25 protein-coding genes are annotated in these 23,729 nt (G+C 69.3%); 9 read left to right on the top strand and 16 right to left on the bottom strand.

Annotation, left to right across the window (positions count from 1 at the left end):
• Positions 1-4: 4 nt before the first annotated feature.
• The 6 genes from FBY40_RS09315 to FBY40_RS09290 all read right to left on the bottom strand — a co-directional run bounded on the left by FBY40_RS09315 (position 5) and on the right by FBY40_RS09290 (position 6,262).
• On the bottom strand, positions 5-1,606 hold the full coding sequence (locus FBY40_RS09315) for an MFS transporter (protein ID WP_141938212.1): 1,602 nt from the start codon (positions 1,604-1,606) through the stop codon (positions 5-7).
• 9 nt (positions 1,607-1,615) lie between these two features.
• The gene (locus FBY40_RS09310; protein ID WP_141938211.1) at positions 1,616-2,824 is read right to left on the bottom strand and encodes an MFS transporter; all 1,209 of its coding nucleotides are present in this window, start codon (positions 2,822-2,824) and stop codon (positions 1,616-1,618) included.
• 100 nt (positions 2,825-2,924) lie between these two features.
• On the bottom strand, positions 2,925-4,379 hold the full coding sequence (gene rpsA, locus FBY40_RS09305) for a 30S ribosomal protein S1 (protein WP_124293059.1): 1,455 nt from the start codon (positions 4,377-4,379) through the stop codon (positions 2,925-2,927).
• Between the two features lie 204 nt (positions 4,380-4,583).
• Positions 4,584-4,973, bottom strand: a complete 390-nt coding sequence (locus FBY40_RS09300) for a hypothetical protein (protein WP_141938209.1) — start codon at positions 4,971-4,973, stop codon at positions 4,584-4,586.
• 83 nt (positions 4,974-5,056) lie between these two features.
• Positions 5,057-5,554 carry a MarR family winged helix-turn-helix transcriptional regulator gene (locus FBY40_RS09295; protein ID WP_124293057.1) on the bottom strand — a complete coding sequence of 166 codons (498 nt, stop codon included), beginning with the start codon at positions 5,552-5,554 and terminating at the stop codon, positions 5,057-5,059.
• 48 nt (positions 5,555-5,602) lie between these two features.
• A complete protein-coding gene (locus tag FBY40_RS09290) occupies positions 5,603-6,262 on the bottom strand; it encodes an SDR family oxidoreductase (protein ID WP_141938208.1) in 660 nt (219 codons plus the stop codon).
• An 85-nt stretch (positions 6,263-6,347) separates the two neighbouring features.
• Here FBY40_RS09290 and FBY40_RS09285 point away from each other — a divergent pair, with 85 nt between their 5' ends.
• The 3 genes from FBY40_RS09285 to FBY40_RS09275 all read left to right on the top strand — a co-directional run bounded on the left by FBY40_RS09285 (position 6,348) and on the right by FBY40_RS09275 (position 9,240).
• On the top strand, positions 6,348-7,391 hold the full coding sequence (locus FBY40_RS09285) for an FUSC family protein (RefSeq protein WP_141938206.1): 1,044 nt from the start codon (positions 6,348-6,350) through the stop codon (positions 7,389-7,391).
• 92 nt (positions 7,392-7,483) lie between these two features.
• Positions 7,484-9,076, top strand: a complete 1,593-nt coding sequence (locus FBY40_RS09280) for a sodium-dependent transporter (protein ID WP_141938205.1) — start codon at positions 7,484-7,486, stop codon at positions 9,074-9,076.
• Entirely contained in the window at positions 9,073-9,240 is a 168-nt protein-coding gene (locus FBY40_RS09275; RefSeq protein ID WP_141938203.1) for a methionine/alanine import family NSS transporter small subunit, read from the top strand. Before FBY40_RS09280 ends, FBY40_RS09275 begins: the two co-directional genes overlap by 4 nt.
• On the opposite strand, the gene FBY40_RS09270 is transcribed toward FBY40_RS09275, so the two are convergent.
• Genes FBY40_RS09270 through FBY40_RS09255 form a run of 4 tightly spaced genes read right to left on the bottom strand, consistent with a single transcriptional unit; the run spans position 9,201 to position 13,519 of the window.
• Positions 9,201-10,505, bottom strand: coding sequence for a DUF6716 putative glycosyltransferase (locus tag FBY40_RS09270; protein ID WP_141938202.1), 1,305 nt, complete (start codon positions 10,503-10,505; stop codon positions 9,201-9,203). The two genes, FBY40_RS09275 and FBY40_RS09270, sit on opposite strands and share 40 nt — an antisense overlap.
• Before the next feature lie 13 nt (positions 10,506-10,518).
• Complete coding sequence (locus FBY40_RS09265; protein WP_141938200.1) at positions 10,519-11,391, bottom strand: N-acetylneuraminate synthase family protein; 873 nt, start codon at positions 11,389-11,391, stop codon at positions 10,519-10,521.
• Positions 11,388-12,587 carry an acylneuraminate cytidylyltransferase gene (locus FBY40_RS09260; RefSeq protein ID WP_141938198.1) on the bottom strand — a complete coding sequence of 400 codons (1,200 nt, stop codon included), beginning with the start codon at positions 12,585-12,587 and terminating at the stop codon, positions 11,388-11,390. Before FBY40_RS09260 ends, FBY40_RS09265 begins: the two co-directional genes overlap by 4 nt.
• On the bottom strand, positions 12,584-13,519 hold the full coding sequence (locus tag FBY40_RS09255; RefSeq protein WP_141938196.1) for a hypothetical protein: 936 nt from the start codon (positions 13,517-13,519) through the stop codon (positions 12,584-12,586). Before FBY40_RS09255 ends, FBY40_RS09260 begins: the two co-directional genes overlap by 4 nt.
• Before the next feature lie 207 nt (positions 13,520-13,726).
• Here FBY40_RS09255 and FBY40_RS09250 point away from each other — a divergent pair, with 207 nt between their 5' ends.
• Genes FBY40_RS09250 through FBY40_RS09240 form a run of 3 tightly spaced genes read left to right on the top strand, consistent with a single transcriptional unit; the run spans position 13,727 to position 15,959 of the window.
• Positions 13,727-14,239 carry a hypothetical protein gene (locus FBY40_RS09250; RefSeq protein WP_141938194.1) on the top strand — a complete coding sequence of 171 codons (513 nt, stop codon included), beginning with the start codon at positions 13,727-13,729 and terminating at the stop codon, positions 14,237-14,239.
• 26 nt (positions 14,240-14,265) lie between these two features.
• Positions 14,266-14,988: a hypothetical protein gene (locus FBY40_RS09245; RefSeq protein ID WP_141938191.1), complete on the top strand. Its 723-nt coding sequence runs from the start codon at positions 14,266-14,268 to the stop codon at positions 14,986-14,988.
• Between the two features lie 41 nt (positions 14,989-15,029).
• Entirely contained in the window at positions 15,030-15,959 is a 930-nt protein-coding gene (locus tag FBY40_RS09240) for a 5'-3' exonuclease (protein ID WP_141938189.1), read from the top strand.
• Between the two features lie 6 nt (positions 15,960-15,965).
• Here FBY40_RS09240 and FBY40_RS09235 read toward each other — a convergent pair whose 3' ends face one another.
• The 6 genes from FBY40_RS09235 to trpD are packed head-to-tail and all read right to left on the bottom strand — an operon-like array spanning position 15,966 to position 20,977.
• Positions 15,966-16,616, bottom strand: a complete 651-nt coding sequence (locus tag FBY40_RS09235) for a DUF6226 family protein (protein WP_141938187.1) — start codon at positions 16,614-16,616, stop codon at positions 15,966-15,968.
• Positions 16,613-17,047, bottom strand: coding sequence for a hypothetical protein (locus FBY40_RS09230; protein ID WP_141938185.1), 435 nt, complete (start codon positions 17,045-17,047; stop codon positions 16,613-16,615). The genes FBY40_RS09235 and FBY40_RS09230 overlap by 4 nt, the downstream gene beginning before the upstream one ends.
• A gap of 57 nt (positions 17,048-17,104) precedes the next feature.
• Positions 17,105-17,602, bottom strand: a complete 498-nt coding sequence (locus FBY40_RS09225) for a hypothetical protein (protein ID WP_141938183.1) — start codon at positions 17,600-17,602, stop codon at positions 17,105-17,107.
• A gap of 23 nt (positions 17,603-17,625) precedes the next feature.
• Positions 17,626-18,942 (bottom strand): MFS transporter, encoded by a 1,317-nt coding sequence (locus FBY40_RS09220; protein WP_160141382.1) that lies wholly within the window; start codon positions 18,940-18,942, stop codon positions 17,626-17,628.
• On the bottom strand, positions 18,921-19,916 hold the full coding sequence (locus tag FBY40_RS09215; RefSeq protein WP_141938179.1) for a PHP domain-containing protein: 996 nt from the start codon (positions 19,914-19,916) through the stop codon (positions 18,921-18,923). Before FBY40_RS09215 ends, FBY40_RS09220 begins: the two co-directional genes overlap by 22 nt.
• On the bottom strand, positions 19,913-20,977 hold the full coding sequence (trpD, locus tag FBY40_RS09210; protein ID WP_141938177.1) for an anthranilate phosphoribosyltransferase: 1,065 nt from the start codon (positions 20,975-20,977) through the stop codon (positions 19,913-19,915). Before trpD ends, FBY40_RS09215 begins: the two co-directional genes overlap by 4 nt.
• A gap of 146 nt (positions 20,978-21,123) precedes the next feature.
• On the opposite strand from trpD, the gene ctaE reads away from it, so the two are divergent.
• The 3 genes from ctaE to qcrA are packed head-to-tail and all read left to right on the top strand — an operon-like array spanning position 21,124 to position 23,698.
• On the top strand, positions 21,124-21,768 hold the full coding sequence (gene ctaE, locus FBY40_RS09205; protein WP_124293040.1) for an aa3-type cytochrome oxidase subunit III: 645 nt from the start codon (positions 21,124-21,126) through the stop codon (positions 21,766-21,768).
• Between the two features lie 20 nt (positions 21,769-21,788).
• The gene (gene qcrC / locus FBY40_RS09200) at positions 21,789-22,589 is read left to right on the top strand and encodes a cytochrome bc1 complex diheme cytochrome c subunit (protein WP_141940108.1); all 801 of its coding nucleotides are present in this window, start codon (positions 21,789-21,791) and stop codon (positions 22,587-22,589) included.
• Positions 22,590-22,618: 29 nt separating this feature from the next.
• The gene (gene qcrA / locus FBY40_RS09195; protein WP_141938175.1) at positions 22,619-23,698 is read left to right on the top strand and encodes a cytochrome bc1 complex Rieske iron-sulfur subunit; all 1,080 of its coding nucleotides are present in this window, start codon (positions 22,619-22,621) and stop codon (positions 23,696-23,698) included.
• Positions 23,699-23,729: the final 31 nt, after the last annotated feature.

Raw genomic sequence — 23,729 nt, 5'->3', positions numbered from 1 at the left:
GCGACTACGACCGGCTTGCCGAGGGGTCGGCGTCTTCCCGCGCGTAGTCCGCGACGAGCTCCTGCTCGCGGGCGAAGCGGGGCAGGAAGACCGCCACGACCGTCGCGCCGACGATGATCGCCACCGCCCCGATCAGATAGGCGAAGAACGCGCCGTCGAGCAGCGACTGCGTCGCCGCCTGGGTGATCTCGCCGGCGTACTGCGGGTATTGCTCGGCGACCCGCAATGCGGAGGCGTAGGAGGCCTGCAGCGCCTGCGTCACCTCGGCGCTCACCGACTGCGCCTCCGCCGACGCGGCGATCTGACGAGCGAACGAGGCGGCGAAGCCGGCGGCGAGAACCGCCCCGAGGAGGGCCTGCATGATCGATCCGCCCAGGTCGCGCTGCAGGTCCGACGTCGCTGAGGCCATTCCGACACGTCTCACCGGCGTGCTCTCGGTGAGCGCGCGCGAGGCCGGAGTCATCGCGAACGCGGCACCACTGCCGATGAAGAGGAAGCCGGCGCCGACGAGCACGTACGGCGTGGACTCCCCCCACAACAGGGTGGTGAGAAAGCCCAGCAGGACCAGCGCGTACCCCGCCAGCATGGTCGCGCGCGAGCCGCGGGAGGTGAGGAGCCGCGCGGACAGCGGTGCGCACAGCAGCAGACCGACCGCGGCCGGCACCACCGCCAGCCCGGCTTCGAGGGTGCTGTACCCGAGGATGTTCTGGAGGAACTGCTGCCCGACGAACATCGCCCCCATCAGCGACCCGAAGACGATCGTGCCGCCGGTGGCCGGCACCCAGAACATGCGGCGCCGGGCGACCTTCAGTTCGTAGATCGGATGCCGCGCCGCGATCTGGCGCCAGGCGAACAGTGCCAGGAGCACCACCGCGGCGCCGAGCAGGATCAGCCCGAGCACCGTCTGGCCGGGCGCGAAGACCAGACTCACTCCGAGCACGAGCGCCGCGATCGCGAGGGTCGCGAGGACCCCTCCGAGATGGTCGACGGGTTCGTCCGATTCCTTGACGTGCGAGGGCACGAAGAGTGCGACGAGCACGAACGCGATCGCGGCGATGGGCGCCGCCAGCAGGAAGGCCGAGCCCCACCACCAGATCGTCAGCAGCAACCCGGCGAGCACGGAGCCGATGACCGCAGCCGTGGCGCTGACGCCCGACCAGAGGGCGATCGCCACGGTGCGCCGGGGCCCCTGGGCCCACAGGGCGGTGATCAGCGAAAGGGTGGTGGGAAAGGCCATCCCCGCCGCGACACCGGTGAAGATCCGCGCGGCGATGAGCATCTCCACCGACGGGGAGAAGGCGGAGAGGAAGCTTGCGACGACGGTGAGGGCCAAGCCGAGCAGAAGCAGCTGCTTGCGTCCGTAACGGTCGGCCAGAGCCCCGAGGTACAGCACCGACATCGCAAGCCCCAGCCCGCATCCGACGGCGACGAGATTCAGCGCGGTCTGGGTGGCGCCGAAGGCGTCTCCGACATCGGGAAGAGCGACGTTGGCCGCGGCGAGGTTGATGTTGCACACCAGCGCGGCCAGGATCAGGGCCGTCAGGACGACGGGCGCCCGGGGCGGGACCGTGCCGAGGTCTGCGTCGCCCGCGCGCGTCTGAGTCACGCGCTCACTTTATCGAGGCGCGAGACCTGCGGTGCGCAGCGCCACCGCAGCGGTGACCGCCGCAGCGGCGCACATCGCCGCGAGTGCGCCGATGAAGGCCGTCCACCCGGACCCGGCGTAGACGAAGCCGAGGCACCAGCCGAACAGGCTCGACCCGCCGTAGTAGGCGAGATAGTACAGCGAGGACGCTTGCGCCCGGGTGTCGGCCGAGGCGGCCGCGGGGGCCCACCCCGATGCCACGGCGTGGGCCGCGAAGAACCCCGCGGTGAAGACGAGGAGGCCGAGGAGGACGACCACGGTTGCGGGCGCCAGCAGCGCCCCCAACCCCACGAGCATCGCCGAGATGCCGCCGAGGAGCACCGGGAGCCGGCCGTGACGCACGGCGAGCGCACCCGCCCAGGGGGACGAGACCGTCCCGGCGAGGTAGGAGAGGAACAGCAGGGTCGCCAGCCAGCCCGGCAGGGAGAACGGGGGCTCCGCGAGGTGAAAACCGAGGTAGTTGAACACCGCGACGAACGCCCCCATGAGGAGGAATCCCTGCGCGTCGATCGCGAGCTGGGCGGGCGTTCGCAGGAGCGCGGAGAGCCGCTGGCCGAGCCCGCGCTCCGGCCGGTGGCGGTGGGCGATGAAACCCCGCGCCCGCGGGACGAGCCAGAGGAAGACGACGGCCGAAGCCGCGCACAGGATCGCCACCGCCCACATTCCGGCCCGCCATTCGACGAGGTCGGCGACCGGCCCGGACACCAGCCGCCCCGACAGCCCGCCGACGGTCGTGCCGGCGATGTAGCTTCCTGCCGCGGACGCCGTGTGGCGCGCGTCGACCTCCTCGCTGAGATAGGCCAGGGCGATGGCGGGTATCGCGCCGAGCGCCACCCCCTCGGCGAGTCGGATGCCGAGGAACACGCCGATGTCGTTTGCCAGCGGTGCCAGCAGACCGAGGACGGTGGCCGTGCAGATCCCGACGGTCATGGCCGGCACGCGACCGAAGCGGTCGGCGACGATGGACCACGGGATGACGGCGGCGGCCAGACCCAGCGTCGTCGCCGACACCGCGAGGGAGGCGGTCGGCGGTGAGACGTCGAGGTCGGCGGAGATGAGCGGCAGCACAGCCTGGGGCGAGTACAGCTGCGCGAAGGTGGCGATCCCGGCGAAGAACAGGGCGACGAGGAGACGCCGGTACGCGCGACTCCCCGGCAGGTGCCCGGTCGCGTCGCTCATCGGTCCGACGCTACGCGGTTCATCCCGTCACGTTCGTTCGCACACGGCACAGGGCCGGAACCCTTGACGGGTTCCGGCCCTGTGCGCGGATGGTGCGGGCTCAGCGACCAGAGAGCTTCTCACGAAGCGCGGCAAGCGCCTCGTCGTCGGCCAGCGTTCCGCCGCCCGACGTGTCGGACGAGAACGAGGACGAACCCGTCGACTCGACGGCCGGCGCGTTGGCCTCGGCCTCGAGGGCCTTGACGACGGCGGCCTTGTGGGCCTCCCAGCGCGCCTGCGCGGCGGCGTAGTCCTGCTCCCAGGCCTCGCGCTGCTCGTCGAAGCCTTCCTTCCACTGGTTGGTCTCCGGGTCGAAGCCCTCGGGGTACTTGTACTCCCCGTTCTCGTCGTACTCGGTGACCATGCCGTAGAGGGCCGGGTCGAACTCGGTGCCGTAGGGGTCGACCGACTCGTTGGCCTGCTTCAGCGACAGCGAGATGCGGCGACGCTCGAGGTCGATGTCGATGATCTTGACGAAGACCTCTTCGCCGACCGACACGACCTGCTCGGCGAGCTCGACGTGCTTGCCCGAGAGCTCGGAGATGTGCACGAGACCCTCGATGCCGTCCGCGACGCGGACGAACGCCCCGAACGGCACGAGCTTGGTGACCTTGCCCGGCGCGATCTGGCCGATCGCGTGGGTGCGGGCGAAGACCTGCCACGGGTCCTCCTGCGTCGCCTTCAGCGACAGGGAGACGCGCTCGCGGTCGAGGTCGACCTCGAGGATCTCGACGGTGACCTCCTGGCCCACCTCGACGACCTCGGAGGCGTGCTCGATGTGCTTCCACGACAGCTCGGAGACGTGCACGAGGCCGTCCACGCCGCCGAGGTCCACGAAGGCACCGAAGTTGACGATCGACGAGACCGTCCCCTTGCGGACCTGACCCTTGTGCAGGTTGTTGAGGAACGTGGTGCGCGACTCGGACTGGGTCTGCTCGAGCAGAGCGCGACGCGAGAGCACGACGTTGTTGCGGTTCTTGTCGAGCTCGAGGATCTTCGCCTCGATCTCCTGACCCAGGTACGGGGTGAGGTCGCGGACGCGGCGCAGCTCGATGAGCGAGGCGGGGAGGAATCCGCGCAGGCCGATGTCGACGATGAGGCCGCCCTTGACGACCTCGATCACCTGACCGGTGACCACGCCGTCGGTCTCCTTGATCTTCTCCACGTCGCCCCAGGCGCGCTCGTACTGCGCGCGCTTCTTGGACAGGATCAGACGCCCTTCCTTGTCCTCCTTCTGGAGGACGAGCGCCTCGACGTGGTCGCCGACGTTGACGACCTCGTTGGGGTCGACGTCGTGCTTGATCGAAAGCTCGCGCGAGGGGATGACACCCTCGGTCTTGTAGCCGACGTCGAGGAGGACCTCGTCGCGGTCGATCTTCACGACGGTGCCTTCGATGAGGTCTCCGTCGTTGAAGAACTTCAGGGTCTTTTCGACCGCGGCCAGGAAGTCCTCGGCAGATCCGATGTCGTTGATCGCGACCTGCTTGGTGGCCGGGGCGGTCGTTGCGGTAGTCATGTAGTGGGTTGTCCTTGGTGGTGTGGTGTTCGGGCCTCGGCTGCCTGATCCGCACGCGGAAGCGGACGGGTTCCGGCCCCGAGGCGGAGCGGATTGTGGTCGTACGGCGTCACATGTGGCGCACCGGCCCACACGTCATCCCGAGATCGAAACCGGGCATGGTGGAACCGTCACACGCGTGACACTTCAGGTTATCAGACAGCGTCAGCCCGCGGAGACCTCGACGGTGAACTCCAGCGGCTGGATCCCGCCGTCCTGATTGATCATCGTCACCGTCGTCGTGCCCTCGGCGAGCGCACGCACGCCGGGGTTGAAGGTGGCGCTGCCGTCATCCCTGCCCTGGACGAACTCCGCCACCGCGGGGTCTGCCACCTCCCCCTCGTAGCTGTCGATCGCGAGGTCACCGGTGTCGATGTTGAGCACCTGACCGACGATGAGCTCGACCGTGGCACCCTGCAGGTCGTTGGCCGACTCGGTGACGGGGGCGATCACGGACGTGCTCCCGGGATTCGCCGCGCCGGGTGCGCAGGCGCTGAGCGAGAGGGCGAATGCCGCCGCGGAGAGGGCGGCGAGGACGAGCTTCGGGCTGCGCATGATCTCACAATGGCAGGAGCGGGTGCGGAAAGGAAAGGATGCGGCAGCCGGGGGCTCCGCGAGGACACCGCCGGATGTCCGCCTCAGACCAGGAGCCGGCCCAGGAGACGGGTCAGCAGGCCCTGCTCCTCGCGCGACAGCCCCGCGAGCTCCTCGGCCTCCCGGCGGACGAGCTCCGTCATTGCGGCGTCGACGCGCTCGGTGCCCTCGGGACTCAGGCGCACGAGCACGCCGCGACCGTCGCGCGGGTTCGGCCGCCGCTCGACGAGGCCGCGTGCGGCGAGCTTCTCCAGACGGTTGGTCATCGCCGCGCTGCCGATCATGGTGGATTCGATCAGCTGCGCAGGGCTCAGCTCGTGAGGGTCCTCCGCTCGACGCAGAGCGGCCAGCACATCGAACTCCCATACCGACAGACCTGCGCTGAAGAAGGCCTCGGCGCGCAGGCGGGCGAGTCGCAGCGCGACGCGCCTCAGTCGCGACATGACATCAAGCGGAGTGAGATCGACGTCGGGGAGCCGACGGGACCACGCGTCGATCAGCAGATCGACGTCGTCATCCCTCTCCCGGGCCTCCCCGCTCATACTTCGACCGTAGCGGACGCCACGAGGGGTGAGCTGCGTCCCGGAGCGCTATCGCGCGTCGGATGCGGCGACGAAGGCCTCGGCGATCGGCTGCTCTCCCCCGCCGAAGCGCAGCGTCCGCCGGACCGTCGCGGGCTCGACCAGCGCCGCCGCGACGGCGGCGGCGACGTCGGCGCGCGGTACCGCACCGCGGCCGTCGGGATCGATGGTGATCCGTCCTGTGCCGGGTTCATCCAGGAGTGCGCCCGGTCCGAGCACCGTCCACTCCAGTTCGGTGCCGCGCAGATGATCGTCGGCGGCGAGCTTGGCATCGGCGTAGGGGAAGAAGTCGTCGTCTTCGGGCACGCCGTGATCGGCCTTGGAGCCCAGCCACGACACCATCACGTATCGTTCGACACCCGCCCGGCCCGCGGCGTCCATCGAGCGGATCGCCGCATCGCGGTCCACCGCGTACGTGCGCGCGGCGTCGCCGCCGCCGGCACCGGCCGACCAGACGATCGCGTCGTGGCCCGCCACCAGCTCGGCGAGCGCCTCGGTGTCGAGCTGCTCGATGTCGGCCACGCGCGGCGTCGCACCCGTGCCCTCGACCTCCTCGACGTGGGCGGGATTCCGGATGACCGCGGTCACCTCGTCCCCCCGCGAGACCAGCAGCGGCGCCAGGAGCATCGCGACCTTGCCGTGTCCACCGAAAACCAGCACCCGAGACATCCGCTCTCCTTCTCTTCGACGAACCCTCAGCCCATCGGGCGTCGTCGGCGCTGTCAACCCCGCCCGACGTGGCTAGCGTTGAGGTATGCGACTGACCTCGGCGATCCGCGCGCCGCGTCGCGCGCCTGTGCTGCAGGTGGCCAAATCGGCGATCGCGACCGTGGCTGCCTGGCTCGTCGCCGGCTGGCTGATCCAGGGTCCTCCCCCGGTGTTCGCCGCGATCGCCGCGCTTCTCGTGGTGCAGCCGAGCCTCAACCAGTCGTTCGCGAAGGCGATCGAACGCAGCGTCGGGGTCATCGTGGGTGTGGCCATCGCCTCGGGGCTCGGGATGGTGTTCGGCGATGCCACCTGGGTGGTCCTGGTCGCGATCATCGTCGCCCTGATCGTGGCCTGGGCGGCTCGCGTGACGGCGGGAACGGCGAACCAGGTCGCCATCAGCGCGGTGCTCGTGCTCGCCCTGGGCGCCACCACCCCTGATTACGCCGTCGACCGCATCCTCGAGACCATCATCGGCGCCCTCATCGGAATGGTGGTCCACATCGTGATGGTGCCGCCGGTCGCCGTGGCTCCTGCACACGAAGCCGTCGACCGGGTCGGGGAGGAACTCGCCCGATCCCTCGAACGCCTCGCCGATGCTCTCACCGCGCAGCAGACGCGTCCGCAGATCGAAGAGCTCATGCTCACCGTCCGGCTGCTGCGGCCGATGGTGGTCGACGCCGACGAGGCCATCGCGACGGCGCGCGACTCGCTCTCGCTCAATCCGCGGGCCCGGCGGTATCGACGCGAGCTCGGCGAGGTCGAGCAGCTCCTCGCCCTCTTCGGTCCCATCGTGACCCAGACGATCGGGATGACGCGTGCTGTCTACGACCACTACGACGCCACTCTCGCCACCGAGCCCGCTGTCCTCGCGATCGCCGATCAGCTGCGTCGCGCGGCGCACGACATCCGCCTGGATCTGCGCCGCGCCCCCCGGTCGGGTGACGCGGAGCCGACGGCGACGACGACGATCCCGGCGCTGACCGCACCCCTGCGGCTGACCGCGCCGTCGGCGACGAACTGGATCGTCGTGGGTTCGTTGATGGAAGACCTGCGCCGCATCCACGATCAGCTCAGCGAGGGGAATCCGTGACGGGCGGTCGATGAGGGGTGTCGCCCGCCCTCGGGACTGGTAGCGTGCGGGGGCACCGCGGTGACGCACCACAGCCACGACGGAGGACGACAGTGACTCAGAACGCCCCCGCCCCTTCGGCTACGGCCCGGCCCCGCGAGCAGTGGACCGGCCAGGTCGGCTTCATCCTCTCGGCCATCGGGTCGGCGGTCGGCCTCGGCAACATCTGGCGTTTCCCGGGGGTCGCCTACGAGAACGGCGGTGGGGCGTTCCTCATCCCCTATCTGGTCGCGCTCCTGACCGCGGGCATCCCGATCCTGTTCCTCGATTACGCCCTCGGGCACCGGTTCCGGGGTGCTGCCCCCACCGCCTTCCGGCGCATCGGCCGATCGATCGGGCGCTTCACCGAGTCGCTCGGATGGTTCCAGGTGGCGATCGCCTTCGTCATCGGCCTCTACTACACGGCCGTGATCGCCTGGGCGCTCAGCTACTTCGTCTTCTCCTTCGACCTGCGCTGGGGAGATGACCCGGCGACCTTCTTCCAGGCCGACTACCTGCAGGTCGGCGACCCCGGGTTGAGCCTGGAGTTCGTCCCGGGCGTGCTCATCCCCCTCGCAGTGGTGTGGATCGCGGCGATCCTCGTGCTCGCCGCGGGAGTAGCAAAGGGCCTGCAGCGGGCGAACGTCATCTTCCTCCCCATCCTCATCGCGGCCTTCCTGGTCCTCGTCGTCCGCGCCCTCTTCCTCGACGGCGCAGCCGACGGGCTGAACGCCCTCTTCACGCCGAACTGGGCGGCCCTGGGCGATCCGAATGTGTGGATCGCGGCGTACAGCCAGATCTTCTTCTCGCTGTCGATCGCGTTCGGCATCATGATCACCTATGCCTCCTACCGGCGTCGGCGGTCGAATCTGACCTCGCCCGGCCTGGTCGTGGCATTCGCGAACTCGTCTTTCGAGATCCTCGCCGGCATCGGCGTCTTCGCCACGCTGGGGTTCTTCGCCTTCCAGCAGGGCATCCAGGTCGCCGAGCTCGAGGGCCTGACCGGCGTGGGTCTGTCGTTCATCACCTTCCCCGCGATCGTGTCGCAGATGCCCGGCGGGCCGCTGTTCGGCTGCCTGTTCTTCGGCTCCCTCACCCTCGCCGGCTTCACGTCGCTGATCTCGGTCCTGCAGGTCGTCTCGGCGGCGTTCCAGGAGAAGTTCCGACTGACACCGCGGGTGGCGGCCACCGCCGTGGGTTCGGTCTCGGCGGTGCTGTCGATCCTGCTCTTCTCCACCACCACCGGCCTCCTGGCCCTCGACGTCACCGACCAGTACGCCAACAATGTGGGCATCGTCGCCTCGGCGGTGCTGACCACGATCGTGGTGATCTGGGTGCTGCGCGGCGGCCCCGAGCTCCGCTACCACCTCAATGCGGTGTCGACATTCCAGGTCGGGCGCGTGTGGGTGGTGCTCGTGGGAGTCCTCGCACCGATCGTGCTGGCCTACATGCTGATCCAGCGCATCGTCGTGCTGATCGTGGAGGGGTACGGCGGACTTCCCGAGTGGTACCTGCTGGTGTTCGGCTGGGGCACGATCGGTTTCATCGTGGTCGCTGCCATCGTGATGTCGGCGCTGAAGTGGCGCGACTCGCCGGATGACTTCCGCGCGTGGCCGTCGTTCCCGCCCGAAGGCCAGGCGGAGACCCGGAAGGAGCACGCGAAATGACCGGTCTCGCCATCACATTCCTGATCCTGTCGATCGTCATCGTCTGGGGAGGGCTGGCCGTCAGCATCCTCTTCCTTCGCTCGCGCCCCGAGCCCAGCGAGTACCCCCCGGGTGGGACGGATGATCACCGCGAAGACATCGGCCCGGCCGAACGCGACACCTGAAGCCGGGTGCGGACGCGCCGCGCCGTCCGCACGACGGTTCGCGCGGGCACCCCGACCGCGAGCGCCCATCGCCCGGCCGGTGAACGGTCCATCTCCCCGAACACGGACTTCCGCTCCCAGGCCAGACGCAGGCGCCCTCCGCGTCCCGTGGGGAGCGCGGGGTGAGCCAGCAGCCCCTGTCGCCGGAACCCGACCATCCGCTCGACGGCCGGGATCCAGTCATCCTCTGCCGGGTCGTGCAGGTAGTTCTCCCGCAACCACGACGCCGCCGGGAGCCGGAATCGACCCGCGAGCAGGTCGTCCTCGCCCCCGAGGAGGCCGCTGCCCTCGAAGACCACGTTGATGAGCGCGGGCGAGACGCCGAATGTATCGAGCGCCAGAACCGGGATGCCGCGGGCGATGGCCTCGATCGCCGCGGTCGAGCTGACCGTGACCAGTCCGGCGGCTTGATCGAGGGCCGCCTGCATCGGCGCCGTCGACAGGACGAGGTTCTCCGGCGACTCACCGAGGGAGCGCAGGAGCTCGGGAAACGCGTCGCGCTCGAGGTGGGTCTGGTGCTCCCCCGCTGCGGCGCGAAGCTTGACCACGACGCGCCGTGAGCTGTCCGCCGATGCGAGGCTCCGGAGCATCCCGGCCAACCTCACGCGATCTTCCCGGTCACTCGGCACGATGGCCTGGGCGGCGAAGACGATGTCGGTCGCCTCGGGGGCACGCCCCTGACCGCCCGCCCGCGCGGCCGCGGCAGCGAAGGGCAGGGTGGCCAGGGCGAAGCGGTGGGGCAGACCGGTGGTCGCCGACAGCGCTGCGAACTCCGTCCGCTCGCGCCGGGAGTGCACGACGAAGAGATCGGCTCCCTGCCGGTAGAACAGAGCTTTCCTGGTGGCCGGGACGGAGATGCCGGGAAGCCCCGTCACCACGACCGGTCGCCCCGGAAGGGTGGCGAACAGACGCACGAGAACGCGGGCCAACGGGCCGCGCGCGCCGATGATCACCACATCCGGCGGATCGTCGGCGACGCTCTCCTCCAGCTGCGCGAGCGTCAGCCGCGCGACGGCGTCGACGGACAGGCCGCTCGTGGTCAAAGCCGCGCGCAGCTGGTCGTCCGATACCGCCAGCGGCGTATCGAGGATCCGCATCGAGCGGTCCCAGGTGGCCGGAGCGCTTCCCACAAGCGCCGCCGCCCACTTCACGTACGAGTCGGTGTCGGCGATACCGACGACCCGGATCCTCCGCGGCGGCAGTATGCCGGCGGCCGCGCCTGTCACGAGGGAGAACCCGTCACGTCGGGACGCGGCGGAGCTTGGCCAGGGGGCCTCGCTCACTGTCGTACACGCGCTTGACGCCGTCTCCCAGAGCTGCCTCGATAATCCGGATGTCGCGCACGAGGTGCTGCAGGCCGGCGGGTTCGAGGGAGGCGGCATGGTCGGAGCCCCACATCGTGCGATCGAGCGTGATGTGGCGTTCGACGGCGACCGCGCCCAGAGCGACCGCGGCGAGCGAGACCTGGAGGCCGCGTTCGTGGCCGGAGTACCCCACGGGCACTCCGGGGAAGCGGTCGCGCAGCGCGGGGATCATGCGCAGGTTGGCCTCCTCGGGCTCCATCGGGTAGGTGGAGGTGGCGTGCAGCAGCACGAGGTCATCGGTGCCGAGAACGTCGACGGCCGCGCTGATCTGCGCCATCGTCGACATGCCGGTGGAGAGGATGACCGGCTTGCCGGTGTCGCAGAGGGCGCTCAGCAGCGCGCGGTCGGTCAGGCACGCGGAGGCGACCTTGTGCGCACCGACGCCCAGGTCTTCCAGGAACGCCACGCTCGGCACATCCCATGGCGAGGCGAACCACTCCAGTCCTCGCAGGATGGCGTGGTCGGAGATCTCGATGTACTGATCGCGATCGAACTCGACACGGCGACGGTAGTCGAGGTAGCTCATCGTTCCCCACGGCGTCTCGCGCGGGATGTCGCGCATGTGCTCCGGGGTCGAGATCTCGGGCGTGCGCTTCTGGAACTTCACGGCGTCGACGCCCGCGTCGGCGGCGACGTCGATGAGACGTTTGGCGATCTCGACATCGCCGTTATGGTTCAGTCCGATCTCGCCGATGACGTAGGCGGGGTGGCCGCCTCCGATGACGCGGGAGCCGATGGTGACGGTCATGGGGTGGTCCTGTTCTCCTGGAGGTAGGGAAGGGATGTCGGGCCGCGGCGGGCGCGGAGCACACGCTCGGCGAGCTCGCGCACGGCGCCGTCGCCGCCGTGTCGGTCGAGGACGACGCGCGCGGCGCTCAGGACGACGGGGTCGGCGTCACCGACGGCGACGGGCCAGCCCACGATGTCCATCGCCGGCACGTCGTTGACGTCGTTGCCGAGGTAGGCGATCCGCGACAGCGGGATGCGTGCGGCATCGGCCCAGCCGCGGAGCGCCCCGGCCTTGTCGCCGACGCCCTGGACGACCTCGACGCGGAGTTTCCGCCCCCGGGCGCTGACGACCGGGTTCTCTTCGGTCGAGAGGATGAGAACGGGGATCTGCGCGGCGCGCAGGCGCGCGACGCCCATGCCGTCGGAGCGGCTGACGCGCACCGCCTCCACACCGGACTCGGTGACGGTGACGGTGTCGTCGGTGTGCACGCCGTCGAAGTCGGTGACGACCGCATCGACATCGAGGGGTTCAGGTGCGTCGATGAGAGGAGCGAGGGCGCGTGCGAGCTCGAGCTCGGCGAAGGAGTCGATCTCGATCGCGGTGCGCTCGGGCACCGCGGCGATCCCGATGCTGCCGAAGAAGCGGTGCCGGACCGTGCGGAACCCCCGGGCTCGCATGACGTAGAACGCGCCCGTCTCGAGGTAGTGCGGTTCGCGGTCCTGCCGGCGCGGACGGTGCTCGGCGCGGTGGTTGATCGCCTCGGCGCAGTCGCCGGTGCCTTTGCGCCAGAGGAAGCCGTACGTCTCGATCGCCGAGAACACGCTGTCGCGGCGGCGCTGCTGCACCAGGCGGATGGCGCCGGCGAGGGCTTCGCTGTCGATGAACGGCGAGGTGGCCTGCAGGAACGCCACGACGCCGACGTTGACGTCGCGCGCCTCGAGGTCGTCGAGGGCGTGGAGGATCGCCGACTCGGAGCTCGCGGTGTCGCCCGAGAGGTCGGCGGGGCGCCGGATGACCTCGGCTCCCCACTCTTCCGCGACGGCGGCGATCTCGTCGTCGTCGGTCGAGACGCAGACGCGGTCGATGAGATCGCAGCGCCGGGCTGCCTGGATCGCGCGTCCGATGAGCGGGATGCCGCCGACGCGACGCAGATTCTTGCGGGGAACACCCTTCGACCCGCCCCGGGCGGGGATGATCGCGACGACGTCGCTCATCGTTCGGCCCCCGCCCGCGCCTGGCCGGTCGGCACCGGTTCGCCGTTGATGGTCGAGCCGGTGCCGGCGAGGATGAGCGGAAGAGTGGTCGACGTCGTCGAGGGAAGGGTGTGCAGCTGCAGCGGTCGGGTCGCGCCGGCGAGGATCAGTTCGACGGGGACGGATGCCGCGGCGACCGCGACACCGGGAACGCGGCGGACGGCGTCGAGCTGTTCGGCGGTCTCGCGCCGGTGCGGGAGGTAGGTCGCAGGTTCGGCGCCGGTCGGCGCGGCCTCGGTCACCTCGGCGAGCCATGTGAGGTAGGCGTCACGTGTCATCCGTCCGTCGACCGGGCGGGCGCTTCCGAGGATCACGCGGGTGCCGAGATCGACCGGCGAGGGAGCGGTGGCGCGCGTCCAGGCGAATCGGTGCCGCTCGATCGCGAAGCCCCGATCGGCGAGCGCGGCTTCGCGATCCGGGCCGAGGTCGAAGGCCGTGAACAACCGGGCGGCACGGGAGCGCGCGCGGCGGGCGATCGTCTCGGCGGTGAACGGCGCGACCAGAGAGGTCAGGCCCTTCTCGGTCACGTGAGGGCGGGCATAGGGGCGGCGTTGGAGGAGGGTGTCGGCGAAGGGCAGTGCGATGGCGCCGTCGTCGAGGAACGTGAGGGTGCGGGGACGCAGGACGGCGGCGGCGAGACGGAACTGTCCGGAGAATCCGTCGCCGACGAGCCAGTGCGGATGCTGCGCGAGCAGCTTCCACGGGATACCGAGGTAGGGCTCCATCTCACCGAACCGCGCTCCGCGCGCGAGGAGGAGGTCGGCCGTCTCGGACATCTGCGGCGTCAGGCGCCCCGCGACCGGGACGGTGATGCGATGTGCGGCGGCCCACTCGGCGGCGCCGATCAGTTGCAGGGGTGACTCCACCCACGCCAGCACGGCGTCTCGGTTCATGCCACCTCCCAGAGCGTCCAGCGTCGAGCGCGCAGGTGAACGGTGAGCACTCCCCTGGGGGTCGGTCGGTCGACGAGCAGGTGAACGTCCGGTGCCGGTATCGGGTGTGGATAACTCCGAGAGTCCGCGCGGCCGCGCACTACGGTGGTGTCCGTGAAAAGCCGGGGTGGATCAGGAGCACGAGGCACGGTGAAAGGGGTCGCCGGTGTGACGCTCGGCCTGGTGCTCGTGCTCACGGCCGGGTGCGCACCGCAGCCCGAGCCGGTGGAGTCCGAAGAGCCCTTCGCGACAGAGGAAGAGGCCTTCGCCGCCGCCGAGGAGACGTACCGCAACTACGTCGACGCGCTCAACGCCGTCGACCTGAGCGATCCTGAGACCTTCGAGCCCGTCTACGAGTGGACGACCGGCGACGCATACGCCTCAAGCCGCGAATCCTTCTCTCAGATGTTCGCCGACAACTGGTCCGTGACCGGCGCCACCGCATTCGACTCCTTCACCCCGATCGATTTCACTCCGACCGGCGAGATAGAACGAGTCATCGCAGATCTCTGCCTGGACGTCACGAGCGTGGACGTAAAGAATGCGGAGGGCGACTCTGTCGTGCCTGAGACCCGGGCCGATCGCCAGCCCGTAAGGGTTAGCTTCAGCGCAGCTGATGCCGCCACCGGGCTGAAGATCTCCGAAAGCACAGCGATTGATTCGCCAATATGCGATTCCTAAGCGCCCTACTAATCACCGTCCCGCTGATGGTTGCGGTTAGCTCGACCGGGTGCGGTGCACAAGATGCGTGGACAGCGTGCGAGGTCGGCAACACCGGTACCGAGGTCAACGTCGGCGCCAGCACGGGCTCGGGCGGAGGCGGTGCGCAGGTCGGCGATGCCCCTCGCGGAGGCGGATCGGAGAGTGCGGACGTCGCCGATCCTGTCGAACCCGACTGCGTCGTCGAACTGCGGAGATGCGACATCAACTATCAGGTCGAGGCTCCTCCCGAGGTGACGATCGAGGATCTCGCCTCGTTCCGTCCGGCGGTGCCGCACCTCGGCGGCGAGCCTTCCGGGTTCGGTGTGGTCGGGATGCCGACGAATGTGTACGCATCCGCGAGTGCGCAGGAGATCCCCGGCGAGATCCTCGGCTGGGATGTGGTGGTCCGGTTCGAGCCGGCGGCGTATGTGTTCTCCTATGGCGACGGCACGACCACGCGGTCCTCCTCAGGCGGGTCGTCGTGGTCGGCCCTCGGGCAGCCGCAGTTCACGCCCACCGCGACCAGCCATGTCTACGCCGAGCGCGGGGTGTACCCGGTGACGGTGACGGTGGAGTACACCGCCGCCGTCACCTTCGGGTCGACGTGGCGCCCTGTGCCCGGGGTCGTCACCTCTTCGGCCGGAGGCTACGAGGTCGACGTCCGCGAGGTACGAACGGCACTGGTGGACCGGACGTGCCGGGAGGACCCGGCCGGTCCGGGCTGTTGATCGGACGCAACTGAACTCGGTCGACGTGACAGGATGTGCCCATGCCGGATCGCCTGATGCTGCTCGACTCCGCGTCCCTGTACTTCCGCGCGTTCTACGGCGTGCCCGACACGGTCAAAGCACCCGACGGCACGCCCGTGAACGCCGTACGCGGTTTCCTCGACATCATCGCCAAGCTGGTGACGACGTACGAGCCGACGAGACTGGTGGCGTGCTGGGATGACGACTGGCGCCCGCAGTGGCGTGTCGATCTCATTCCCTCCTATAAGGCGCATCGCGTCGCCGAGATCGTCGCGGGCGGGCACGATGTCGAGGTGGTGCCCGATCCGCTCGAAGCACAGGTGCCGATGATTCGCCAGACGCTCGACGCGCTGCGGATTCCGATCGCCGGGGCATCCGACTACGAAGCAGACGACGTCATCGGCACGCTGGCGACGACAGCGACGGTGCCGGTCGACATCGTCACCGGCGACCGCGACCTCTTTCAACTCGTGGACGACGAACGCGGCGTCCGCGTCATCTACACCGCCCGGGGAATGAGCAATCTCGAAGTGATCACCGGCGAGGTGGTGGAGAAGAAGTACGGGGTGCGACCTGACCAGTACGCCGACTTCTCCATACTGCGCGGGGACTCCTCGGACGGTCTTCCCGGCGTGAGCGGCGTGGGAGAGAAGACCGCGGCCGGCCTCCTGTCGCAGCACGACGATCTTGCGGGCATCATCGCGGCGGCCGAGGCCGGCGAGGGCATGTCCGCGGGGGTGCGATCCAAGATCCTGGCCGCACTCCCCTACCTCGACGTGGCACCGCGGGTCGTCGGCGTGGCACGTGATCTCGATCTCACCGTGACCGGTGACGATCTGACTCCCCTCGATTCCCAGGCCACGGAGGCCGCGCGCGAGCTCGTCGAGCGCTGGGCGCTGGGCGGATCGATGGATCGTGTTCTTGCGGCGATCGGCCTCGCAGGCGCGTAGCTACCCTCACACCACCGTCGAGGCGGGCGGCCAGGCAGACCAGGGTCCGGAGATGCTCTGGAGGGCATCCAGCGCCATCTGAGCGTCTTCTCGCGACATGCCCTGCGCTCGGAATCCCCCGGATGAACGGCTGTCCGGCGACTCGAATGCGAAGGCGAGCCAGGGGTCTCCCTCCCGGAAAGAGATCGCTTCCCTGTAGTGACCGGTCACCACCGCACCCACCAGTCGTTCGAGTTCATCGGCCTCGCGTTCCCACGTCGAGTCGCAGGCATCACAGCCACACACCGGGTACGCGAAGTCATGAAGGAGGCCCGCATGGACATGCACGCCCGGATGGTCGTGGAAGATGAAGGTCAGCGCGGCACACGAAGCATCGACGGGCCGAAGCCGCACCCCCTTCACGACGTCGTGATGAATTGGGTGCAGAAGGTCCGCAACGAGGTCGTCGCCCTGCGCGATGACAACGTCATATGTGAGTCGGAGATGCTCGATCAGAGCGTCGGCAACGGCGTGCAATGGCGCGAACCGTTCCGGATGCGTCACCACCGAATACGTGTCGTCCGGCGGCGAACCGTGCCACCTGTTGCCATAGTCGATGACGCGACCGTCCCGGTCTCGGAAGGTCAGTGTCGCGAAGGACGGGCGAACGTACATCATCTCGGCGAACCGTGTTCGGGTCGCGCCGCGTCGCCCAGCATCCTCTTCACCCCGCGAGCGTCGAGCTCGCTGAGGATCCGCCCGACGAACTCCGCGACCTCCCGAGATGACGACGCCGCCGGCTGCCCACCGCACGTCACGTCGGCGGCGAGCGCCGATCTTGCCTCGGCCCGGTCGATGTGGCCGGGCACCGCGAACGCGAGGACGTCGAAGTTCCTCTCCTCATACCGCGGGATCGCTGCGCGGACCCGACCGATATCCGGGTCGTCGCTGGTGACGTGCAGATATGCACGCAGCTCGGGATCGAACCCCGTGCCGCCGACGTAGGCCACTGCGTTCGTCACGACGTCGATCCAGACGTAGATCCAGGAGCCTGACGGTTGCACGCGCCCCGCTCGGACGCGGACCTCCCGTACGCGGTCGGTGCTCATCGGCCCACGCTATCCGACACCACCGAGCGGGAACGCTGTGCGAGAGCCACCACGACGTCACTGCGCCGGCAGACAGCCGCCGTCGAGAATGAGCCCGCCGACCTCGATCTGCACGGTCTGCACGGAGATCTCTCCGTAGAAGCACCCCCCAGCCACGCCCACCGCCCCGAAGAGAAGACCGTTGGAATCGCCCCGCGTCTGCACGTCCGTGAGCCCCGCATCGTGCAGCGTCGCGACGACCGACTCCGGGGTGACCGCCCCGTCGCTTCGCAGCGAGTCCAACGCCACGACGACCTCCGGAAGCAGCTCGCGGTTCGCCGCGACAGCCTCGTCCGACAGCGGCATGCGCTCCCGATAGCCATCGTTGGCGGCCATCGCGGCGTCGGGGTCGTAAGGAGCGCACTCGGGCGGAAGCTCGACCCCCGGCACGGCAGGACACGCCGCCGTCGGCGTCGGACTGCCCGCCCTGGATTCGGCCGAGACCTGCACTCCCCCGCCGGCACATCCTGCGAGGACCGACACCGCGCACCCCAGGACGAGGGCGAAGCCGGCCATTTCAGCAAGACGCCGATGCCGCGTCATCCTCGTCCGCCCCTCGTCCCTCCCCGCGGTCCGCTCCGCACGGAGGCGACGCTAGCCCCGATCAGCACTGCGGAATAGACCCCGACCAGCGCCAGCACGAGCACGAGCGCCGGCGTCCAGCTGCCGGTGAGGTCGTGCAGCAGGCCGAAGAGGGGCCCACCGGCGGCCGCGACGACGTATCCGCCACCCTGCACGAAAGCCGAGAGACCGGCCGCTTCGCTGTCACTGCGCGCCACCGCGACCAGCACCGAGAAGATCACGACGAACCCGCCCGCATGCCCGATGGCGCCGATCGCGAGCCACAGGCCCAGAAGACCGGGCGCCGCGAGCAGTCCGATGCCCAGCACGACCCACGACACGCAGATGACCACCGGTGGCACCAACCGGGGCGTCCACCGGGCGAGGAACGGGACCACGAACGCTCCTAGGATCCCCGCCCCCTGGTAGATCGAGGCGAGCACCCCGGCCGCGTCAGGCCCGACCCCGAGTTCGTCGGAGGCGATCGCGGGCATCCAGGTCGATAGGCCGTAATACAGGAAGCTCTGCAACCCGAACGACGCCACCAGCAGCCAGGTGACGGGCCGGCGCATCATCGACCTCTCCTCGCGCCGAGAGGCGACGACCGGCAGCGGGCCGGTGATCGTGGCGGGGTCGATGTCGAGAGCGGATGCCCCGCCCGAGCCGTCGCGCCCACGTGTCACGTCTCCGGAGTAACGCTCCGCGTCTTCACCCTGTCGCCGCGACCGCGCGAGATGCGCACCCCAGAGCACGATGCCCGCGATCGTGATGAGCGACCACGACAGCAGCGCCCAAGGCCAGCCGATGAGCGACGCCAGCGGTGCGGTCAAGGACGATGTCATGAGCGACCCGACGTTCATGGTCGCCGCGTACCCGGCGGTCACGACCGCGACCCGCTCGGGCGGCACATCGCGCCGGATGATCACCGGGATCACGACGTTCCCGATCGTGATCGATGCTCCGATCACCACCATCCCGGCGAGCATGAAGCCGAAATCGGGCACGGCGCGGATGACCGTGCCCAGGAGCACACCCGACAGGGATACGAGGAGAGCCATCTCGGCACCCGTGCGGCGGACGAAGACCGCAGCGAGCGGGGTGAGCAGCGCGAACATGAGCACGGGCGCCGTGGTGAGGAGCCCGGCGGTCGCGCCGGTGATGCCGAGGTCGGCTTCGATGTCGCGCAGCACCGGTGTCGGCGAGACGATGGGTCCACGAAGGCTCAGGGAAGCGGTGAGGACGCCGGCGATGACGAACCAGGGGAAGGAGCGATTCACCGCCGGGAGCCTGTCCACTCCCGGAGCTTCGCCAGCGGCCACGTGGTGACGATCCGCTCCGCGGGGATCCCGGCCTTCTCGGCACGTTCGGCGCCGTAGTCCAGCAGCGACAGCTGTCCGGGCGCATGGGCATCGGAATCGATGGAGAACAGGCAGCCGGCGTCGAGGGCGATCGCGATGAGGTCGTCGGGCGGATCCTGGCGCTCGGGGCGGGAGTTGATCTCCACCGCCACCCCGCGTGCCGCGCAGGCCTCGAACACCGCGCGCGCGTCGAACTCCGACGGCGGACGCGTGCCGCGCGATCCTTCGACCAGCCGCCCCGTGACGTGCCCGAGCACGTCGACGCGACCGCTCGAGACCGCCGCGACCATCCGCCGTGTCATCGGTCCCCGCTCCATGCGCAGGTGGGAATGCACCGACGCGACGACCACGTCGAGCTCGTGGAGCAGGTCGTCTTCCTGATCCAGACCGCCGTCATCGAGGATGTCGACCTCGATGCCGGTGAGGACGGTGACACCGCCGGAGGGAAGCGACCGGACGACCTTCAGCTGTTCACGGAGCCGCTCGGCCGACAGTCCGTTCGCCACGCGCAGCCGCGGGGAATGATCGGTCAGCGCGAAGTACTCGTGCCCCAGGTCGTTCGCCGCGGCGACCATCAGGTCGATGGAGGTGAGTCCGTCCGACCACTCGCTGTGCGCGTGCAGGTCGCCCCGCAGGAGGGGCCGCAGCGCAGACATGCGCTCTCCCCCGGCCTTGGCGCGCAGATCCGTCAGATACTGCGGAACCCGGCCCGCCAGCGCCTCCTGGATCACGGCGAAGGTCGAATCGCCGATGCCCTTCTTCCGCTTCAACGCGGCGGTGTCGCGCAGCTGCGCGTCGTCGAGGTCGGCGATGGCGTCCGCCGCCGTCCGGAAGGCCTTGGACTTGTAGCGCGACGACCGCTCGCGTTCGAGGAGTCGCGCGATCTCGGTCAGCGCGTCGTGCGGGTTCATGCCCCCGCGAGCGCCTGCGACGTGGTGACCCACTCGTCGAGCTTGCCGGCGGCCGCGCCGTCGTCGATGGCCGCCGCAGCGACATCCCGAGCCTCCGCCAGCCGCTCGAGGATCGGGCGACCCGCCTGGCCGGGATCGCGGAAGAGCCGGTAGGCGACGATGCCCGCGGCGGCGTTGAGCAGCACGATGTCGCGCACCGGACCGCTCTCGCCGTCGAACACGCGACGCACGACCGCGGCGTTCTCCTCGGGCTGACCGCCGAGCAGATCGTCGATGTCGGCGAGCGGGATGCCCAGGTCGCGCGGATCCAGGTCGTGCTCGTGCACGTCGCCGAGGCTGATCTCCCACAACCGGCTGTGACCGGTGGTGGTGAGCTCATCCAATCCGTCGTCGCCGCGGAAGACCAGCGCGGTCGCGCCTCGCGTGCGGAAGACGCCGGTGATGAGGGGGACGCGGTCGAGGTTTGCCACCCCTACGGCGTTCGCCTCGGCGCGGGCGGGGTTGCACAGCGGCCCGAGGAAGTTGAACACCGTCGGTACGCCGAGCTCGCGCCGCACCGGACCGGCGTGGCGGAATCCGGGGTGGAACGCCGTGGCGAAGGCGAAGGTGATGCCCGCGCGGGAGAGGCTTTCTGCGACGGCTGCGGGATCGAGGGTGAGATCGATACCGAGGGCGGACAGCACGTCGGAGGATCCCGACGACGAGCTCGCGGCCTTATTGCCGTGCTTGACGACGGGGATTCCGGATGCCGCGGCGACGACGGCAGCCATGGTCGAGACGTTGACCGTGCCGAACCTGTCGCCACCGGTGCCGACGATGTCGAGGACATCGGCCGGCACGTCGAGGGGCACCGCCGCCTCGAGGATCGCGTCGCGGAACCCGACGATCTCGTCGACCGTCTCGCCCTTCGCGCGCAGGGCGGTGAGGAAGCCGCCGATCTGCGCGGGGGTCGCGTCGCCCGTCATGATCTGACGCATCGCCCAGGTGGACTCGGACACGCTGAGGTCGCGTCGATCCAACAGGCTCGTCAGCACACCCGGCCACGAATACAGCTCCGCCATGGCCATCAGCCTACTGTCGACGGCCGTCAAGCCATTTCGTGGGCTTTTGTGAGGGGAACCTCAGCGATCATGCAGCCCCAGGATTGGTTCGACGGTGAGAGATCCACCCGATCCGTTGGGCGATCGACGGCCCGATCTCAGACATAATGGGGAGCGTGACGACCACCCCTGCCACCTACTCCCAGGCCATGCGGTCCGTCAAGCGACCCGATCCGGTCGCCGTCGGAACGATCGTCTGGCTCGGTTCGGAGGTGATGTTCTTCGCGGGACTGTTCGCGATCTACTTCACCCTCCGCAGCACCTCGCCCGAGCTCTGGGCCGACCGCACCGAGCTGCTGAACGTGCCGTATGCGACCGTCAACACGATCATCCTGGTGCTGTCATCGGTGACATGCCAGATGGGCGTCTTCGCCGCTGAGCGCGCACAGCCGTACACGGTGAAGTCGAACCGCTTCTGGAACCGCTGGGGCATGGTCGAGTGGTTCTGGCTCACCTTCGCGCTCGGCGCGATCTTCGTGTCGGGTCAGGTGTGGGAGTACGCCCAGCTCGTCTACGAAGGCATGACGATCGATTCCGACTCGTACGCCTCGGCCTTCTACCTCACCACCGGGTTCCACGCCCTGCACGTCACAGGTGGTCTCATCGCCTTCCTCCTCGTCATCGGCCGTGCCTACGCGGTCCGCAACTTCGGGCGCAAGGAAGAGACTTCGGCGATCGTCGTGTCGTACTACTGGCACTTCGTCGACGTCGTCTGGATCGCCCTCTTCCTCGTCATCTACTTCCTCAAGTGAGAGCGGAGCTGAACCCCGACATGGCACGCAAGAAATCACACCGCGCGACCGGTCGCCGCAGCCCCTGGGCCGCCGCAGCCCTCATCGGCATCGGCCTGCTGATCACCGGCGGCGTCTACGCCGGCGCCTCCGCAGCCGTCGCGGCCACCGACGACGGTGGCTCGACGCAGGAGCTCACGGTCGAAGACGGCGAGCTGCTGTTCCAGGCCAACTGCGCCACCTGCCACGGCCTGGACCTGCAGGGCTCCGAGGCCGGCCCGTCGCTGTACGGCGTCGGCGAGCTGTCGGTCCACTTCCAGGTCAGCACCGGACGCATGCCGCTGCAGGCGCAGGGCCCGCAGGCTCCGCAGAAGCCCGTGCAGTTCACCGAGGCGCAGACCCAGGCTCTCGCCGAGTACGTCCAGTCGGTCGCCCCGGGTCCCGAGTTCCCGGCCGAGGAAGTCCTCGACGGTGAGGGCGACGCGTCCCACGGTGGCGAGCTGTTCCGCATCAACTGCGCGATGTGCCACAACGTCGCCGGCGCGGGCGGTGCGCTGACGGAGGGCAAGTACGCTCCGGCGCTGAACGGCACGACGCCGCTGAACATCTACGCCGCGATGGTGACCGGCCCGCAGAACATGCCGGTGTTCAACAACATGAACCTCTCCCTCGAGGAGAAGCGGGACATCATCACCTACCTGCTCTACATACAGGAAAACCGGTCCCCCGGTGGGTTCGAGCTCGGTTCGCTGGGCCCGGTCTCCGAGGGTCTGTTCATCTGGATCTTCGGCATCGGTTCGCTGATCGCCATCACCGTGTGGGTCACGGCGAAATCCAACTGACCCGACACGACACAGCAACGAGGAGCACCATGGCACACGAGGACGACGCGCTCGCCCACGAGAGGGCTTCCTGGCAGCCCTCGAGCGGTCTTGCCGTGGCCGTCAAGGATCCGGTGAAAGCACCGGCTCTGCCGCCCCACCGTGAGCGGATGACGGACAAGGATCCCGCCGCGATGAAGCGGGCGGTCCGCACGGTCTACACCCTGTTCTACCTGTCGGTCGCCGGCAGCATCGCAGCGATCGTGGCGTACTTCGCGTTCCCGATCGAGAGTGGCCGCCTGACCGACATCCGGTACAACAACCTCTTCATCGGTCTGGGGATCGCCCTGGCGCTCCTGGCCATCGGCATCGCCGCCATCCACTGGTCCAAGGCGATCATGGCCGACAAGGAGCACGTCGAGCCCCGTCACGCCACCCGCGGCAAGGACACGACCCGAGCAGCAGTCGTGGAATCGTTCCGCACCGCGAACGAGGAGTCCGGCTTCGGCCGCCGCGCGCTGATCCGCAACGGCCTCTTCGCCGCGCTGGTCGCCTCGATCCTCCCGGGCATCACGCTGTTCCGCGGTCTCGCTCCGTTCAACTCCACCGAGAACCCGATCGCCGGAAACCCCGTCGCCCTTCTGGAGCACACCATGTGGGGGGAGGGCATGCGTCTGGCCCTCGACCCGACCGGCGAGCCCATCCGGGCCGCCGACGTCACGCTCGGCTCCGCTTTCCACGTCATCCCCGAGCCCCTCGCCGAGCTGTCGCACGAAGAGGGCTATCTCGAGGAGAAGGCCAAGGCGATCGTCCTCCTCATGCGCCTGCGCCCCGAGGACCTCCCCGCCGAGACCAACCGTCTGGACTGGACCTACGACGGGATCGTGGCCTACTCCAAGGTCTGCACCCACGTCGGCTGCCCCGTCGCTCTTTACGAGCAGCTGACCCACCACCTGCTGTGCCCGTGCCACCAGTCGCAGTTCGACGTGGCCAACGGCGCACGGGTGATCTTCGGCCCGGCCGCGCGGCCGCTGCCGCAGCTACCGATCACGGTGGACGACGAGGGCTACCTCGTGGCCCAGAGTGACTTCACCGAACCCGTTGGCCCGAGCTTCTGGGAGCGCCGATGAGCACCGGGAACCACCCCACAGAGAACGTGAC

Source organism: Microbacterium sp. SLBN-154 (assembly GCF_006715565.1).
GTDB lineage: Bacteria > Actinomycetota > Actinomycetes > Actinomycetales > Microbacteriaceae > Microbacterium.
The sequence above is the reverse complement of the archived record's forward strand: the minus strand, read 5'-3'. Positions and strand labels throughout refer to the sequence as shown.